Origin of the sequence: Bradyrhizobium sp. CW1 (assembly GCF_023100665.1) — a bacterium.
In the GTDB taxonomy this organism is placed as follows: Bacteria; Pseudomonadota; Alphaproteobacteria; order Rhizobiales; family Xanthobacteraceae; genus Bradyrhizobium; species Bradyrhizobium canariense_D.
This window is the reverse complement of record NZ_CP064684.1, coordinates 2,749,791-2,766,029: the sequence shown is the minus strand read 5'-3', so window position 1 is coordinate 2,766,029 and position 16,239 is coordinate 2,749,791. Positions and strand designations below refer to the sequence as shown.

The following is a 16,239-nucleotide window of genomic DNA, read 5'->3' as shown; positions in this document are numbered from 1 at the left end:
GGGAGTACGCGACATGACGACGATCGATTCACTTTCCGACGTGACGCCGATGGCACGCGCCGGCGAGATTGGTGAACTTCCGATTCCGCCCTATCGCGGCAACACGCTTCCGGCGATCGACTATGATGCGCATCCGGCCTATGGCGGCATGCTGCCGAAGCCGACCTTCCGCGAGCGCCTCCATGCGCTGAACGTGTTCGCGCGCACCTTCGCCTTCGTCACCATTCGCCGCATCGTCGACTACGACAACATGCCGCTGCTGAGCAAGGAGGCGGGCTTCAGCGGCCTCAATGCAAAGACGGCGCTGCGCTACATCTCGATGTTCGCGAGCATCCGTGCAAGCCGCGCGATCGGCTGGCTGACCGGTGCGCGCCGTCCCGCGCAGCCGGCGAACCCGGCGCTGCTCAACAAGATCAAATCCGACGGCATTGTCTGCCTGAACCTCACGCCCGACGAGATCGAGCAGATCCGCGGCGTGACCAATCCGGGCTTCGCCAAGCTCGACGACCGCCGCGCCAACATTCCGCCGGAGAAGCGCAAGTTCGACGACAACGTCTACTGGTGCACGCGCTCGGCTGATCCACAGGCGTTCGCGACCGTCGAGTCCATCTTCAAGCGCTACGGCATCATGGAAGCGGCGAGCGCCTATCTCGGCCGCCCCGCCGGCGTGAAGCACGTCAATGCGCAGATCAACGATCAGGATCTCGCATTCTGGAAGCGCGTATTCCCGGACACGCAGCTTGCCGATCCCTGGGGCAGCTATCTGCATATCGATGCCACCTACGGCATGCTGAAATGCGCGATTTACGTCCATGACATCGGTCCGGATGGCGGCCCGTTCTGCTACATCCGCGGCAGCCAGAACGCGAAGATCGGCTGGTTCGAAGGCATGATCCGCCGCACCAACGATTTTTCAGGCTTCTCTGGCCGCCGGCCCGATGCGCGCAAGAAGTTCATGGCGCTGCCTGCGTTCCTGCGCAGGAAGGCCGACTTTGGCGGCGACCTGCTCGACAATTCGCCGGAGGTGGCGCGTCTGCGCGAAGGCCACTTCGCCGCGACCTCGAACTACGGCAATTGCGTGCTGTTCGACGGCAACGGCATGCATCGCGGCGGCATGGTTAACAAGGGCGAGCGCCGCTGCCTGTTCATCCTGCTCGCGGAAATCTGACGCAAAGCTTCCGGCTGCACGCCTCAGGCGCCGCGCAGCTTGCTCGGACGCTTGAGATATTCGGCAAGCTGTTCGGGGCTGAAATAAGCCGCCTGACGGCGCAGCGGGCTGTCCTTGCGGATGAAGGCAAGATCGATCTGGGCCAAGGCACCGTCGAGCGAGCGCATGTGTCCCTCCAGCACGTCGTAAACCGCGAAGCCCGCCTCGTCGCAGAAGCGCACGATGTCGGCGAACTGCGGGATGCCGTGCCGCATCGGCATCATCGTGGTCTCGAGGATCATGAGATCGATTTCGCCGATCCGCGAACCGAGCCCCTTCAGCACTTCGATCTCGGCGCCTTGCGTATCGATCTTCAGAAACACCGGATGCTCCAGCGTCTCCGGCAACAGCGAATCGAGCCGCCGCATCGGCGTCTTGCGCGCCTCGCCATCGAGGGCCTTGCCTTCGACCTGCGCAAAAATGCTCGAGCCCGAGATGTCGTCGTGGACGTTAAAGGTAATCTCGCCGTTTTCGGCACCGGCCGCGACCAGGAAATACTCGGCATCAAGCCGCTGCTTGAGCTGTTCGAGGATAGGGCGGCATTCCGCCACGGGTTCGACCAGGAAATATTTGGCACGCGGAAATGCGTCGTAGATCGGCGACGTGCCGAAGGCGATGCCGACATCGATCACCGTCTTCACATCCAAGCCAAGCGCCTTCAGATGCTTGAAGAACAGGCCAAAGTTCCTGACCGGCGCGTTGGTGCGCATCAGGCGGAGGCCAATTGGCTCCAGGACGTTGTTGATGGCCTGGAACGCGGCAGAGACGAATGCCTTCATGAAGCGAATGCCGGTTGGGGCTAGAGCCGAGGTGAAAGCGATCGCAAAGTGCTCTGCGAACGTTGGATTTGGCGCAGTTTGCAATCGCCTGGTCGTTTTGGTAGATCAGCCCGACCGGCCGGTCAAGCGACGGTTCCCTCGGCAATGACAGCGACATCAGCATGAAAGTACTCGTGACCGGAAGCTCCGGCTTCATCGGCCAAGCATTGGTGCGGCGGTTACGCACCGAGCATTGCGCAGTCGTTGGGCTCGACAAGGCCCCCGCCGGCACCACCGAAATCGTGTGCGACATCCTGGACGCCGATCGCCTGACGAAAGCTTTGACCAGCGCCTCGCCTGATGCGGTGGTCCATCTTGCCGCACGGATTGATCTCGACGAAAAGGTCAACCTTTCCGGCTACACCGCCAATATCGAGGGCGTCGAAAACCTGGTCGAGGCCGTGCGGCAGACGCCATCGGTGCGGCGCGCAATCTGGACCTCGTCACAACTCGTCTGCCGCGTCGGCTACGTGCCAGCCAGCGAGACCGACTACCAGGCTGACACTCTGTACGGAAAGAGCAAGGTGCGCACTGAAGAGATCGTCCGCAGCGCCGACGGAGCGGGGCGCGAATGGTGCTTGGTGCGTCCCACGACCGTCTGGGGCCCCGGCATGAGCGCGCACTACCAGCGCTTCCTTCGTATGATCGAGCGCGGCCAATATTTCCACGTCGGCCACGCCCCGCTCTGGAAATCGTACAGCTATATCGACAACATCACCTTTCAGTATTGGCGCCTGCTGGACGCGCCAGCCGAACATATCCATCGCCGGACGTTTTATCTTGCCGACTACACGCCAATCGATCTCATAGCGTGGTGCGATGCGTTTCAGCGCAACTTCGGTTCGCGCCCGATTCCGCACCTATCAACCGGTGTCGCCCGCACGCTGGCGTTCTGTGGCGATGCGGTAAACGCGATCGGCTTGAAGCGATTTCCCTTCAACTCGTTCCGCCTCAACAACGTGCTCACGGAGTATCAATTCGATCTCGCACCGACTGCGGCAGTCTGCGGGCCGCTCCCCTACGACATGGAGCAAGGCGTCTCGGCGACGGTCGCGTGGCTGCACAACGTCTCCGCACGTTAATATCAGGTCGCTGGCCCGTTGGCTCCCTGTTGACCGGGTTCGTGCGCCGCCCTCTCGCGCAGATTGGCAAAATCCAGCATCAGCCCGGTCACCAGCATCGACACCAGCACCAGCGCCGAATTTGCGATGCCGAGAGGTCCCTGAACCGGACTGAGAACGATACTGGCGAGTACGAACACTAGCAGAAGCACAGGCGTCATCCGAAGGGAATGCCGTGTTCCTGCCGCGCTCCAGCCGGCCAAGCCTCCCCAGATCGCGATGTAGAGGATTGCCCCGACGAGGCCGAAATCGATGAAGGCCGCGGCCCAAGCACTCGGGAAGAAGCCGTAGATCAGCTCGGCCCGCTGCTGCGCCTCCATGAGCGCCACTCGATCCGTACCCGGGAAAAATATACGCAACAACGGCGAAAGCACACCGACCTCGTATAGACCCCACTGGGGTGTGAACCTGTTGCGTGCCTTCCAGACGATGTCCACGGTCCGCACACCGTGGGTCAGATAGAAGTAGGTGCTGAGGCCGATCATGGCTCCGTGCCCAGACACGCGGCCGGATTCGATCGCTGAGGTTACATAGCCGCGCGGCTTCACGTCCCAGGCTTCCAGCATCATCGCCAGAACGGCCTCTGTCGAGCTCGTGCTAGGCGTCGATGGCGAAGCGGCGCGCGCCTCGGCAACACGCTTGTTTAGCTCGATTGCGGCCATGGCGTCGGCCTTGGGGGGGACAAGTTCGCCTGATAAGGCCGGACGGCCCGCCGCGGATGCATCGCGCAGGTTCTTATCCTGCAATTCGGTGATCAGCGGCGCCATCTGGATGCAAAAGTTCTGTCTGCTGGCCCAGATCGCGCTGGAATAGACCACAAACAGGCCCACGGCGAGGACAGTCTTGAGCAGAAGATAATGGCCACGCGGCAATAGCGTTCGCCCCTCCATGAGGCGCACCAGCATCGCCATCGCGACCAGAACGAGAACGAACAGAATCGGCATCCGCCCCGAATAAAGCAGCGCATACCCCACCGGTGAGACCATGGACACTTGCGCCAGCGCAGCCGGCCATCCCCTGATTTCCTCCCCCTTCAGCAGGAACAGCACGACGGAAGCGAAGCCGAACGAGAACATCGCGTAACCGGCATAGAGCAACGGCGTGCGCTTGATCGCGATCGTGTCAACGAGCCCCGGCGCGCAGCGCAGCAGTTCGGCATAGCTACCGTTGCTGATGCCGCTGAGCATGGTACGATCGAGCGCCACAAGCGCAATGCCGACGATGCCGAACAGCGACACGGCCATCATGACGTTGTTAAGAGTCGGCACAGAGAGCTCCGGGGGACGGACCTGGCGAGTGAACCAGCGATCAAAGACGAACTTGCCGCCCCGATAGGACAACAGAAAGGTCGCCAGTCCAAGTGCGACCAAAGTCAGCACGGCGGCCGAAGGCTGTCCCGGATATTCGATGGGCCCGACGGCAACGGCGAAGAGCGCTCCGAGCCAGATCACGGTCATCAGAAGCGCGGGCGACGCGAGAGCGCCGAAAAATCGAACAAGCCGCTGCTGCACATTGAAGTTCAAGAAGCGCCCCTCGGTTACGACGCGGGATGGGCTCGACGCTTTCGCATGAGCTCGTCCTTCACGGGTAGAGCATGTCCGGATCGGTGGGAAGGCCGATGGATTCGGTCGCGCCCGGTTTCCTGAAACTTCCGCGCATCCTGTGGATTGCGAAACCCACCAGCGAAAGGAACAACCCGGCGCTGGTAATGCCGCCGGCTAGTGCGGCCCCGTAGATGCCCAGCACAGGAATCAGCGCCACGTTCAGCAATGTCGATACCGCAGCGGAACCGAGATTGCAGATCAGCAGATATTTGTCAGCCCGCGCCGCGTAGAGCGCGTAGGATGGAACATCCGCGAGCATGCGCAGGAATACGCCCGGCAGCATGGCATAGAATACGCCGATGCTCGCCGTATAGGTGGACAGCCCGAGCACCGCCAGCATTGGACCCATGGCAAAGGCCGACAGGATCATCGTCGCGCAGACCAGCGCCAGCATGGACCAGAAGAAGGAGCGCAGGGCCGAGCGATAGGCGTCCCTGCCAGCAGCATAGCCCGCAATGACTTTTGGCAGAAACTGGTGCGATACCGAGCTACCCAACGACAGCAGGCCGATGAGGATCGTCGAATAGAACGTATAGATGCCGAGGGCGTCGCGCCCGACGAACGCGTCAATGACGAAACGGTCGACATAGGAGATGACCAGGGCCCCCGCCGCCGTCAGCATGAACGGGCGCGCGGTCCAAAGACCTTCGCGGATGTTCTTGAGATCCGGCACGTACCCCCTCAATTCGCGCCAGGGCAACTCCGAGAGCGAGAACCCGGAGAAGACGATCGACGCCACGCCGCCGAGCGCCCACCAGACCAGAACCGTCTCAAGCGTCCGCATCGAGGGCGCCGCTAACATCAGCACAGCAATGGCGTACACCCAGATGCCGCCGCGCAGGAACACGCCGATATAAGCCCGCACCGGTCGCCAGGTGATGATCAGGATCCGCGTCGCCTCCAGCGAGATGTGCTCGGTGACGAGAATCACCATAAACCAGGGTGCCAGGCGCGCCGGAAAGGAACCCGTGGCGATCGCAGAGGTCACCACGATGCCGACCGCCACGAGCGCCGCCGTCCCGAGCACCATCTGGTCGGCAATGATGCGCGCGCGCCGCTCGGGCGTCGCCGGCACCAGTTCGCGCAGCGTGAAGGAATAGAACTCCAAGCCTACCGCGAGGAGCGCGAACGCCAGTGCCGCCGTCAGGAGGCCGTATGCTCCAATCTCGGCCGGCGACAGCATACGCGCCAGAAGCAACGATAGAAGGAAGCGGCTTGCGAGCGTCAGCGCGCGCAAGACTAGTGCCGCGACCGTGCCGGCGACCGCCGGGCGCGTCACGAGGTCAAGCAAACGAGATCGCATCGCGCTTTCCATCTCCGCCGTCCCTCAGCATCGGTTGCAGACGCGTGCCTCACTTGTAACGTCAGGCGGCGGTTCTGCAGGACTTCAGGAATCGCGGCAGGTGCGCGTTCAGCGAACGCGCCAGCGGCTCGACCGAGGCCCGCGCGGCCGCGCTCTCGACATCGAACTTGCGCCAGCCGAAATAGTCGCCCTCGAGGCTGATCGACGCCAAGTGCCATATAATCGTGCGCCGGATCGTGTCGAGATCGTCAGGGGATTGCCACCGTGACAGCCGCTCGGCGAGCCCGTCCACCTCGTCGGTGTCGCGGACGTGCAAGAAGTGCTGCTCGGTCGCATAATACGGCTCGGTCGCGACCGAGCACAACCCGGCAAGCGCCGCCTGGAAGCCGATGGTGCCGGTGAACGTGACCGACACCGCACACTTCCTGATCAAGAGATTCGCCGGCACGTCGTAAGGCACCAGCACCACGGACGGCAGCTTCGCCAGGCGTGCGAACAACTCGCGCTGGCGGAAACCGAACTGCAGCGGATGATCCTTGACGAAAATGCGGTAGCCGATGCCGCTGAGCACCTCGCAATAGCGCACGACGACGTCGTCATGCGCGAGCATGTCTTGCGGCTCGAGCCAGTAATCCATCGAAGCTTCGGGGAAGAGCTGAAGCCCGAGGAACACCCGACGCTCGCGTGGCACTTCGGCCAGCCGCCTGTCCCAGCCATGATCCAGCAGGCCAAGCACGGCCACGTCGCGCATGCGGACCTTGTGCTTGAGCCGCTTCAGCGCGTCAAGATAGTGGCAGTTGTACCGGTCGCGCTTGATGAACCGCCAAACGTTAAAAAAGGCGCCCCGCAGCGCGTAGTAACCGAAAATCCGCCAGAACCTGGCCAGCGAAAAACGCTTGGCGTCGCGGACATAGGCCGGCGCAAAATCGTCCCTGCAGAGCTGGCCGACCGCCGCATCGATGTTCTCCCTGGAGGGCTCGCGCAGCCAGACCGGCTTTCCGCGGCGCATCAGCATGATCTGGTCCGGAATGATCGAGGTCGTCATCTCCAGGAAATCGATGCCGCGCCGTCGCGCCGTACGCTCCATCACGTCCATAACGTAGCGGTCGATGGTGAAGGTCAGGACGAGATCGGGGGCAAGCTTGTCAAAAGCCTGCTCGATCGCCTGCGTCATGCCGCCGATCATTTTGAGCGCAAGATCGCGATCGAGGCTCCTGAGCACGCGGCAGCGCAGGATGATGTCGGCGCACCCATCCTCCCCGAAACGCGTGAGCGCCGCGACCGCGGCATCGCCCCTGTCGACAAAGCGATAGAAGTCATCGACCAGCGAATAGTCGCCGTCGTCGCGCAGGTCGCTGAGCACGACCGCGTCGGCAAACTCCATGCGCGAGGCCAGGTATTTCCACCAGGCCGTCGTGCTGTGGATGGTGAAGAAGACGATCCGGGGCATCAGCTCTGGCTCGCGCCTTTGGCGGTTCCTTGAGCCACTCCGCCGAGGAAGGGGCTGCTGGGCAAGTTAATGCAGCGCGTGTTCATGTCTTCGGCGACGGGCAGCGAAGCGCACGGGCAATCGCGGTACATCGGCAACAGATGCATCGGCGTCCACAGCGGCCGGGCGCGAATGCCGTGGCCGTGTAGGGCTTCGAGCAGACGGTCGCGCTCGGAGGCGTGTTCGCGGTCGAGCACCAGCGTGTTGAGCCAGTAGTTGCTCTTGGATCCCTTCGGCTCACGATAGATGCGCGCCCAAGGAAAATCGCGGAAAGCGCTCAGATAGCGTTCGGCAAGCACGCGCTTGCTCGCAACCATGCTCTCAAGCCGCTCCATTTGAGCGCAGCCGAGCGCCGCATTGATGTTGGGCAAGCGGTAGTTGTAGGCGATCTCGTCGTGTTCAAAGGCCCAGGCATGCGCCTTTTTTGCAGTCGAAGTGAAGTGGCGAGCTTGGCGGGCATGCGCCTCATCGTCGGTCACAATCATGCCGCCGCCGCCCGTGGTGACGATCTTGTTTCCGTTGAAGCTGAGCACGGCCGAGTGTCCGAAGGTACCGCAACCCTTACCGTTCAGGGTCGAGCCTAGCGACTCGGTCGCATCTTCGACGATCACAAGGTCGTAGCGGGCGGCTACCGCGCGGAGCGCGGTCATATCGACGGGATGTCCAAAGATGTGCACGGGAACGACCGCACGAAGCCGTCGTCCGGTGTGCTTGTTCACCCAGGCGCCATTCTGCCGCACGGCAATCGCGTCGAGATGCGCCTCGAGCGCGCGCGGGTCGAGCCCTAGCGTGTCCCAGGTCGAATCGACGAAATGCGGCATGGCGCCGGCGTGGCTCACGGCGTTCGCGGTGGCGACGAAAGTGATCGAGGGCAGCAGCACCTCGTCGTTCGACCCGACGCCTTCGAGCACCAATGCTGCATGCAGCGCGGCCGTGCCGTTGACGATCGCAACTGCGTAGCGCGAGCCGGTCGCGGCCGCCACCATCTCCTCGAAACGCGTGACGTATTTGCCGGCTGACGAGACCCAATTTGTGTCGATGCAGTCGAGCACTAGCTCGCGCTCGCGGTCCCCGAAACGCGGCTCGTGGAGCTCCACCGGACGCTGCACCAACCCGAGCGCCGCATCGATGGCGTCGAGCACCGGCTTGAGATCAAACACGCCAGGACGATTCTGGCTCGCTTGTGCGGGTAACATGCTCATCTTGCTCACAGAGTGTAGGCATTGAGGCGATAGCGAGCCAGGTTCTCCTGCTTAGTGAACCAGGCAATGGTCTGCTCAAGACCTTTAAGCAGGCCGTCGACACCGCCAAAACGCGGCGACCAGCCGAGCAGCTTTTGCGCCTTGACGTTGGAAGCCCAGAGCCGCTCGACCTCGCTGCGCTCGGGGCGCACGCGAATGTCGTCATGCTCGATCTCGATCTCCGCCTTCATCAGCTCGGCAATCAGCCGTGCAGTGTCGCCGATTGAGATCTCGAAGGCGCTGCCGATGTTGATGACCTCGCCGATGCCGGCATTGGAGTCGAGCGCCGCAAGGAAGCCGCAGACGGTATCGGCGACATAGTTGAAATCGCGAGTCGGGTGGATGCTGCCGAGCTTGATCTTTCGCGCGCCCGCCGCGACCTGGGTGATGATGGTCGGGATGACCGCACGCGCCGATTGGCGCGGCCCGTAGGTGTTGAACGGCCGCACCACCGACACCGGCGTGCCGAACGAGCGCTCGAACGACAGAGCGAGTTGGTCAGCTGCAATTTTGGTTGCGGAGTAAGGCGACTGGCCCTGGAGTGGATGTTCCTCGGTGATCGGGACGAATTGCGCTGTGCCGTAGACCTCGCTGGTGGAGGTGTGGATCACCTTCTCGACGCCGAAATCGCGCGCCGCCTGCAGCACGTTGAGTGTACCGCGGATGTTGGCTTCAACATAAGTGTCAGGTGAGTGATAGGAGTAAGGAATCGCGATCAACGCAGCCAGATGCAGGACAGCGTCGCATCCCTTCATAGCGGTGCGCACGCCATTAGGATCGCACACATTGCCGGCGAAGACGTCGAATTCCTTGCGGATGTCGGGCGGGGAGGAATCAAGCCAGCCATGCGAGCCCATGCTGTTGTAGTGCACGAAGGTACGCACCGCGACATTGCGCCGGACTAGCTCTTCCGCAAGGTGCGATCCGATAAACCCGCCCGCGCCCGTCAAAAGTACTTTTCGCACAGTTCCAGTTCCCCTCTGACTGGGCCAACTGCCCGCCTGCCGACCCGGCACGGCCGCTTCTAAACATTCCAGCCGCTGGAGGCCAGTTTGAATACGCCGAAGGCTGACAGGGTCCGGACGCCCCGCACGACATGCACCCGCGTTGGGGCGCGTAAGCTATTGAGATTGATCTATAATTGGCGGGCGGGTACCGTCCGCCTGTGCTATGCAAATTCGCGCAGGAGCCGGATCACGCTGTCTTGTTGCGATTGCGTAATTTCGGCAAAAATCGGCAGCGACAGGATGCTGGTCTGATCCCGGTATGCATGCGGAAATTGTGCCGCTGTGTGACTCAATCTTGAGTAGGCCTGAAGTAGCGGCAGCGCGGTCGGATAATTGATGGCGGTCTGCACGCCATTGGCATTGAGGTAAGCCGCCAGTGCATCGCGCCTCGGATGTCTGATCGTGTAGAGGTGATAAACGTGATCGCGGCCGGGCGCGACCTGCGGCACGCTCACGCCCTCGATCTGATTGAGGCTGGCATCATAGACCGCGGCCGCGCGCTGCCGCGCCTCGGTCCAGGCGGCAAGATGCGGAAGCTTTGCTGACAGAATGGCGGCCTGCATGCCATCGAGCCGGCTGTTGACGCCCTCGATCTCGTGCTGATGCTTCACGAGGCCGCCATGACGCGCCAGGCGGGTCATGTGCTCTGCAAGCACAGCGTCATTAGTGACCACGGCGCCCGCATCGCCCATCGCACCGAGATTCTTGCCGGGATAGAACGAATATGTCGCGGCCGCGCCGAACGTTCCGACCATCTGCCCCTTGTAGCGCGCCAGATGCGCCTGGGCGCAATCCTCGATCACCCACAATCCATGCTTGTTCGCGATCGCCATGATTGCGTCCATGTCTGCGGGCTGGCCGTATAGGTGCACCGGGATGATGCCCACCGTGCGCGGCGTGATCGCGGCTTGGATCGCCGCAGGATCGATCGTGAAGGTCACCCCGTCGGTATCGCAGAATTTAACGTTCGCGCCCGCATGCGTGATCATCGCCGAGGTCGAGATCCAGGAATGCGCGGTCGTGATGACCTCGTCGCCCGGCTTCACCTTCAGCGCGGCCATTGCGAGATAGAGCGCATCCGTCCCGTTGGCGCAGGAGACGCAATGCCTGACGGAAGCGGCCTTGGCGAAGTCGCGCTCGAATTCATCGACGAAGGGCCCGCGGATGAAGGCATTGTCGCGAATGACGGCGGCAATCGCTGCGTCGATCTCACCCTTGATGCTTTGGTATTGGAGCTGGAGATCAGCGAAGGGAACCGCCATTCGTCACTTCCGCAAGGTCAGTAGCCGGGCCGGATTTCCGGCATAGGTGCCGACAACGTTGATGTCCTTCGTCACCACCGAGCCCGCGCCGATCACGACATCGTCCACGATCGTGACCGGCATGATCGTCGCATTCGAGCCGATCGACACCCGGTTGCCGATCCTGGTCTCGCGCCACAATTCCTTGCGCCCCCTTGCCGGGCCGCCGCTCGCAAAGGTGTCGTTGATGAACATCACACCGTGGCCGACGAAGCAGTCCTCGCCGATGCTGACGAGCTCGCAGACGAAGCTGTGCGATTGCACGCGGGTGCGGGCGCCGACGACGACGTCCTTCTGGATCTCGGTGAACGGCCCGATGAAGCAGCCGTCGCCGATCGTGCAGCCATAGAGATTGCAGGGCTCGACCACCTTGACGCCCGCCCCAAAGCTGACGTCGCGGATCCCGATCTGGTGGCTTTCGGGGCTGCTCACGAGGCGACGCCCAGGCGGCTGCGACGGGGCATGAAGCGGAGCGACACCTCCTGCCCGGTCTCGATTGATTCGTAGAGCGCGGAGATCAGCTCCAGGCTCTTACGCCCCTGCAGCCCATCGACCAGCGCCGCGCCGCGATTAGCGAGGCATTCGACGACATGCTGGTAATAGGCCTGGTGGCCGAAACCATAGACGTTCGGCGGGTTGACCGAGAACTTGTCGATCACCAACTTGTCCGACGGCAGTTCGTTGACGAAACGCCAGTGGCGGATCTGGTTCATGGCGAAGCCGCCGACCTCGACCGTTCCCTTCTCCCCGAGGATCGAGAGCGAGCCTTCGAAATCGGCCGGGCGTGCGGCAGTGGTCGCCTCGATGATGCCCAGCGCGCCGCTGCGAAACTTCAGCGTCGCGACCGCCGTGTCCTCGGTCTCGATTTTCACCAGCGCCGTGGTGCTGCGCGCATGGACGCTGACGACATCGCCGAAGAACCACTCCAGCATGTCGACGTGGTGGCTGGCCTGGTTGGTCAGCACGCCGCCGTCCTGCGCCCAGGTGCCGCGCCAGGCGTCCTGGTCATAATAGGCCTGGTCCCGGCACCAGCGCACGCGGACCGTTCCGAGCACGAGCTTCCCGAAGCGGCCGGCATCGAGCGCCTCGCGCGCCTTGACGATCGGCACGTTGAAGCGGTTCTGCTTGACGACGAAGAGTTTTACGCCTGCCTGGTCGCAGGCGCGGATCATGTCGTCCGCGTCCTGCAGCCGCAGTGCCATCGGTTTTTCGACCACGACATGCTTGCCGGCCCGCGCGCAGGCGATCGCGTGCTGCGGATGCATCCCGCTCGGCGTCAGCACGGCGACGGCGTCGATATCGTCGCGCGCGAGCATCGCGTCGAGATCGTTATGCGCCGAGACCTTGAATTTCGTGGCAATCGCATCCGCCCGCGCGCGATCGGAATCGCACACCGCAACGAGGCGCGCACCCTTGATGTGGTTCCCGCCCAGAAGGTCGGAATGGCGCTTGGCGATGCGCCCGCACCCGAGCAGGCCAAATCTAATCACAGAAGCTCCTCGGCATCTGAGTCGTTTGCATACAACGTCCCGACCAGATCAAGACGGCGGACACTTCTACACCAAATGAAGTCCCTGTAAATTACAGTTTGCCGAAGGGGGAAGATGAGCCGGCGGACTTCCGCTTTCATGAAAGAACTTGAACACACGTGGAAATTGCGTTAGCGAGCACACTGGGTCACAAATTCCTAGCCCGTAACGACGCATGATCATCCCCTACGAGCTAGGTGTCTGGCAGCGCGCTATTCTATTGTATGCTTGCAGCACTATCTGCTGCATATCCCTTTTCTGCGTCGCCGCCCGCTATCCAGCATTTCATATTACTAATCACCCTATATGGCTGTTTAGGGCAGCCTTGGCCACTCTCGCCTTCGCCAGCCTCTCGTGGCTCTTTGCCATCGCGCGCTTCAGCTTCGGCTATCTGATCGGATTCTACCTCTACGTTATGGTCCTGGGCTATCTCTGGCTCAACTCGTTTTCGCCGCTTCCCTACAATCACGCCTTGACCGGCGCATCCGCGGCCGCCTCGGCTGCATCTTTCCTGCTGCCGGCCCTGTTCATCTGTGCTCCTCTCCGGCAGATGTGCGCATTATCGATCCGCAGCGTCGATCGACTCCTCACTGCAATTCTCGTGGCTGCGATCGCAACGATCGCCGCCGGCGTAAGTTACAACTTCAAATTCGTCGAGATTGGAAACATCTATCAGTTCCGTGGAGCGCTGGCGTTCCCGACGGCCCTCAACTATGCGATGGGGATTGTCGGGACCGCGCTGCTGCCGTTCGCTTATGCCTGCTTCGCCTTGCGCGGCAGCTTCTGGCGCGCAGGACTCGTCATAGTCCTCATGCTGCTGCTCTATCCGATCACGCTCACCAAAATGACCTTGTTCGGGCCCATTTGGCTCGTTGTCCTCACAATCGCATCCAGGCTCATCGAGTCAAGAGCGACGGTCATCCTGTCGCTCCTGGTGCCAATCTCCGTCGGCGTGCTGTTCTTCGCGCTTGGCGATAGAGGACTGCAGGCCTTGGATGCGCCGAGTGCGTACTTCGGGTTGGTCAATTTCCGGATGGCGGCGATCCCGTCCTTGGCCATGGATTACTATAACTTCTTCTTTGCGACGCACGAACTCACCAACTTTTGTCAAATCCGTCTGCTGAGCGCGCTGATCGGCTGCCCCTACCAGGAAGCGTTAGGCACGGTGATGAACAAATTCTTCGGCTTCGGCGGCTATTTCAACGCATCCTTATTCGCTACGGAGGGCATTGCTTCGGTGGGCCCGACGTTCGCACCTCTCACGGCATTAGCGTGCGGCCTCTTCATCGCAATCGGCAATCGCCTGGCGGCCGGATTGCCGGACCGCTTTATCCTGCTCTCAAGCGGAGTTCTCGCCCAGGCCTTCTTGAACATCCCGTTTACAACGACACTCCTCTCTCAGGGAGCGGGCTTCATGATCCTGCTTTGGTACTTGATGCCGCGAAAGATGTTCGAACCTGATTCCAAAGACCTATGCCAATAGCCCTCAGGAATTCGGGCGGTCGAAACGCGCCCTCATCAGAACGGCTTCGAAAGTCATCATTCCTTCGCGATTTCAAAGCGAGACTCGCGAAGCCTGACAGCATATCCGACAAAGAAGAACAGGATCACCTCTCGACTCACCCGGCCATATGTAAAGCTCAGCAAGATGTTGAATATTATGTAACAGGTAACGAAGCGAAACTCCTGTGAGATGAAAGCCATAGAAATTGTTGAGGCGCCAATTGAGAGTATGATCAGGGCAGCAAAGACAATTCCCGTCAGCCATCCAAATTCAATCGCGACTTGTAGAAACGTATTGTGAATTTCATAGCCTTTGAGGCAGCCGCGTTGCGCAAACTTGCCCATACCGATGCCGAGGGGACCAGAATTGGGAAAGATGGTGATGGCATCAGCGTACAGCTGTTTTCGGATGGCAATTGAGTTATCCGTATCGATTTCTTGACATGAAACGTTATTGCCAGCGCTGGCTATCGCGTGAGAAAGGAATGCAGACGTTGTCTGCCAGCGCGTTGCCAGGCCAATTGCAATGACAAGAACGCCAACGAACAACACAGAGAGAATGATCTTTCGGTTCCCAGTCGATGGATTTAGTAGCACTGCGACCGCCAGGGACGCGACGAGGGCGACGAAGACAAATCGCACCATGGAAGCGGCGAAAATGACGGCAGGAACCGCCGCAGCAGCTCCAAAGAGCATCATTTGCCGAAGGCTGATCCTGTCTGAAGTCGCAGCCATCAAAATTAGGGTGGCGAGCAGCATAGTGAACTGAGCCGGAGCCGCATCAAATTGGCCGAAAACGAGCGGCTTTCCATGGGGGGCAGACCACTGTGCGACTAAAGCGATCGCCGTCGCGAAAGTGCCGGCAATGAGGACTGGAATGACTACAGAAAGCGCTCCGCGGCTGAGTATGTCGGAGCCTGAAAGACGTCCGGCGGGATAGGCAGCAACACTGAGAGTCAAGAGAACAACCTCTTTCCGGTCAGCGTATCCGACCACCAGCAGCGATACGGCTACACAGCACACGAAAACCGCATACAAGGCGTCGCAAACGTTCAGACGGAGGGAGCGCCAGTCGCCGAGGACAATGAGGAAAGCGATTGGGAGGGCCAGCAAGAACCCGGTGGCAACAGATCCTGCGCCAAGGATGCCATGGGCAAGGACCGCAATAGGACCAGCGGACAGCATCACGCCAATCAGCACTGGCCTTAACCTACTGACGTTCAACGATTATTCCTCCTTACGGGCAAGATTGCCACAACCAACGGATTGCCGCAACGTCAATTGAACACACCACAACCGTTAGCCGGCATGCGCTTGCGCCCTAAGGGTAGGAACGAGCGGACCCGTGCGCCTTCACCAATTCTTACCAGCGTTGTCGCGTCCCGCTTGCGACGATACTGGAGCGAGCTTCACGATCCTGGTTTTTATCCGATGCCGTGAGCGATGTTCGAAAGTGATTCCGAGGATCAACTCCCTTGAAATAGCCCCGGGAATTCAGCTCCGCCTACCGACGCTGGGCCTCAAACGGATCGCGTGCGCCGGGATCGGACGCGCGGTACGTTCGCCCGTTGGTATTGGGATCGCTATTGTCGCTGGTCGAGAAGATCAACATCGTCCCATTGTCACGCCAGAATGAATAGCGTCCCCGACCTTCGACAGTCACATCGCGATGTACGCTATGAGCCGGCCCCAACTGCCTTCCATCCTCAAACAATGACAAAGTCGACTGTTCTGGATGATCCTCATCGTCCGGGGTAGCGCCAGGTATTACCGGATATGAGATAAAAGCGTTCGAGTCTGCGAACCGGATAAAGGGTCCGGACAATAGCGTAGGGTCCGGCTGCGAGCTCTTGTTCAGAACGAGAGCGATAGGAAAGTAAAGCACCAGCAGAGCGAGAACGACAAAGAAGACGCGCATCATTTTTTATCCCGCGCGAGGGATTCCGCGGCAGTATACGCGGCAATCATTTTGTTTGAGGCCTGCAGCGATAGCGTTCCGGCGCTACGGCCGAAGAAGATATCCCACTCGACATCGGTCAGCGTCGGAATTCCCATTTCCGATGCGATCCGCCTCGTCTCCGGTTCTATGCGGGGATCGACCCGTTCAGACATTAAC

At 61.0% G+C, this 16,239-nt stretch carries 15 protein-coding genes; 3 read left to right on the top strand and 12 right to left on the bottom strand.

Annotated features, from left to right (window positions below):
* Positions 1–13: 13 nt before the first annotated feature.
* The gene (locus tag IVB54_RS13395) at positions 14–1,168 is read left to right on the top strand and encodes a hypothetical protein (RefSeq protein WP_247378099.1); all 1,155 of its coding nucleotides are present in this window, start codon (positions 14–16) and stop codon (positions 1,166–1,168) included.
* 23 nt (positions 1,169–1,191) lie between these two features.
* On the opposite strand, the gene IVB54_RS13390 is transcribed toward IVB54_RS13395, so the two are convergent.
* On the bottom strand, positions 1,192–1,986 hold the full coding sequence (locus IVB54_RS13390; protein WP_247455186.1) for an FkbM family methyltransferase: 795 nt from the start codon (positions 1,984–1,986) through the stop codon (positions 1,192–1,194).
* Between the two features lie 161 nt (positions 1,987–2,147).
* Between IVB54_RS13390 and IVB54_RS13385 the strand changes: the two genes are divergently transcribed.
* On the top strand, positions 2,148–3,107 hold the full coding sequence (locus tag IVB54_RS13385; RefSeq protein WP_247455188.1) for an NAD(P)-dependent oxidoreductase: 960 nt from the start codon (positions 2,148–2,150) through the stop codon (positions 3,105–3,107).
* A gap of 2 nt (positions 3,108–3,109) precedes the next feature.
* On the opposite strand, the gene IVB54_RS13380 is transcribed toward IVB54_RS13385, so the two are convergent.
* The 8 genes from IVB54_RS13380 to IVB54_RS13345 all read right to left on the bottom strand — a co-directional run bounded on the left by IVB54_RS13380 (position 3,110) and on the right by IVB54_RS13345 (position 12,581).
* A complete protein-coding gene (locus tag IVB54_RS13380) occupies positions 3,110–4,669 on the bottom strand; it encodes a hypothetical protein (protein WP_247547794.1) in 1,560 nt (519 codons plus the stop codon).
* A 58-nt stretch (positions 4,670–4,727) separates the two neighbouring features.
* The gene (locus IVB54_RS13375; protein WP_247777284.1) at positions 4,728–6,065 is read right to left on the bottom strand and encodes a polysaccharide biosynthesis C-terminal domain-containing protein; all 1,338 of its coding nucleotides are present in this window, start codon (positions 6,063–6,065) and stop codon (positions 4,728–4,730) included.
* Positions 6,066–6,114: 49 nt separating this feature from the next.
* Positions 6,115–7,503 carry a hypothetical protein gene (locus tag IVB54_RS13370; RefSeq protein WP_247378114.1) on the bottom strand — a complete coding sequence of 463 codons (1,389 nt, stop codon included), beginning with the start codon at positions 7,501–7,503 and terminating at the stop codon, positions 6,115–6,117.
* Positions 7,503–8,702 carry a LegC family aminotransferase gene (locus IVB54_RS13365; protein ID WP_247777283.1) on the bottom strand — a complete coding sequence of 400 codons (1,200 nt, stop codon included), beginning with the start codon at positions 8,700–8,702 and terminating at the stop codon, positions 7,503–7,505. The genes IVB54_RS13370 and IVB54_RS13365 overlap by 1 nt, the downstream gene beginning before the upstream one ends.
* Positions 8,703–8,749: 47 nt before the next feature.
* Positions 8,750–9,748, bottom strand: coding sequence for an NAD-dependent 4,6-dehydratase LegB (locus IVB54_RS13360; RefSeq protein WP_247547796.1), 999 nt, complete (start codon positions 9,746–9,748; stop codon positions 8,750–8,752).
* 203 nt (positions 9,749–9,951) lie between these two features.
* Positions 9,952–11,052: a DegT/DnrJ/EryC1/StrS family aminotransferase gene (locus tag IVB54_RS13355; protein ID WP_247547797.1), complete on the bottom strand. Its 1,101-nt coding sequence runs from the start codon at positions 11,050–11,052 to the stop codon at positions 9,952–9,954.
* A 3-nt stretch (positions 11,053–11,055) separates the two neighbouring features.
* Positions 11,056–11,523, bottom strand: coding sequence for an acyltransferase (locus tag IVB54_RS13350; RefSeq protein WP_247378121.1), 468 nt, complete (start codon positions 11,521–11,523; stop codon positions 11,056–11,058).
* Positions 11,520–12,581 (bottom strand): Gfo/Idh/MocA family oxidoreductase, encoded by a 1,062-nt coding sequence (locus IVB54_RS13345; protein ID WP_247378123.1) that lies wholly within the window; start codon positions 12,579–12,581, stop codon positions 11,520–11,522. Before IVB54_RS13345 ends, IVB54_RS13350 begins: the two co-directional genes overlap by 4 nt.
* 214 nt (positions 12,582–12,795) lie before the next feature.
* Between IVB54_RS13345 and IVB54_RS13340 the strand changes: the two genes are divergently transcribed.
* Positions 12,796–14,103 carry a hypothetical protein gene (locus IVB54_RS13340; protein ID WP_247547798.1) on the top strand — a complete coding sequence of 436 codons (1,308 nt, stop codon included), beginning with the start codon at positions 12,796–12,798 and terminating at the stop codon, positions 14,101–14,103.
* 56 nt (positions 14,104–14,159) lie between these two features.
* Here IVB54_RS13340 and IVB54_RS13335 read toward each other — a convergent pair whose 3' ends face one another.
* The 3 genes from IVB54_RS13335 to IVB54_RS13325 form a co-directional block, all read right to left on the bottom strand.
* Complete coding sequence (locus IVB54_RS13335) at positions 14,160–15,323, bottom strand: O-antigen ligase family protein (protein ID WP_247547799.1); 1,164 nt, start codon at positions 15,321–15,323, stop codon at positions 14,160–14,162.
* Positions 15,324–15,627: 304 nt separating this feature from the next.
* Positions 15,628–16,044, bottom strand: coding sequence for a hypothetical protein (locus tag IVB54_RS13330; protein WP_247777282.1), 417 nt, complete (start codon positions 16,042–16,044; stop codon positions 15,628–15,630).
* Positions 16,041–16,235 carry a hypothetical protein gene (locus IVB54_RS13325; protein WP_247378132.1) on the bottom strand — a complete coding sequence of 65 codons (195 nt, stop codon included), beginning with the start codon at positions 16,233–16,235 and terminating at the stop codon, positions 16,041–16,043. The genes IVB54_RS13330 and IVB54_RS13325 overlap by 4 nt, the downstream gene beginning before the upstream one ends.
* Between the last annotated feature and the right edge of the window lie 4 nt (positions 16,236–16,239).

Excerpts from the sequence above, each read along its gene's own strand:
- IVB54_RS13375 (WP_247777284.1), bottom strand. The coding sequence starts at position 6,065 with ATGGAAAGCGCGATGCGATCTCGTTTGCTTGACCTCGTGACGCGCCCG.
- IVB54_RS13330 (WP_247777282.1), bottom strand. The coding sequence starts at position 16,044 with ATGATGCGCGTCTTCTTTGTCGTTCTCGCTCTGCTGGTGCTTTACTTT.
- IVB54_RS13385 (WP_247455188.1), top strand. The coding sequence starts at position 2,148 with ATGAAAGTACTCGTGACCGGAAGCTCCGGCTTCATCGGCCAAGCATTG.
- IVB54_RS13355 (WP_247547797.1), bottom strand. The coding sequence starts at position 11,052 with ATGGCGGTTCCCTTCGCTGATCTCCAGCTCCAATACCAAAGCATCAAG.
- IVB54_RS13340 (WP_247547798.1), top strand. The coding sequence starts at position 12,796 with ATGATCATCCCCTACGAGCTAGGTGTCTGGCAGCGCGCTATTCTATTG.
- IVB54_RS13390 (WP_247455186.1), bottom strand. The coding sequence starts at position 1,986 with ATGAAGGCATTCGTCTCTGCCGCGTTCCAGGCCATCAACAACGTCCTG.
- IVB54_RS13395 (WP_247378099.1), top strand. The coding sequence starts at position 14 with ATGACGACGATCGATTCACTTTCCGACGTGACGCCGATGGCACGCGCC.
- IVB54_RS13325 (WP_247378132.1), bottom strand. The coding sequence starts at position 16,235 with ATGTCTGAACGGGTCGATCCCCGCATAGAACCGGAGACGAGGCGGATC.
- IVB54_RS13370 (WP_247378114.1), bottom strand. The coding sequence starts at position 7,503 with ATGCCCCGGATCGTCTTCTTCACCATCCACAGCACGACGGCCTGGTGG.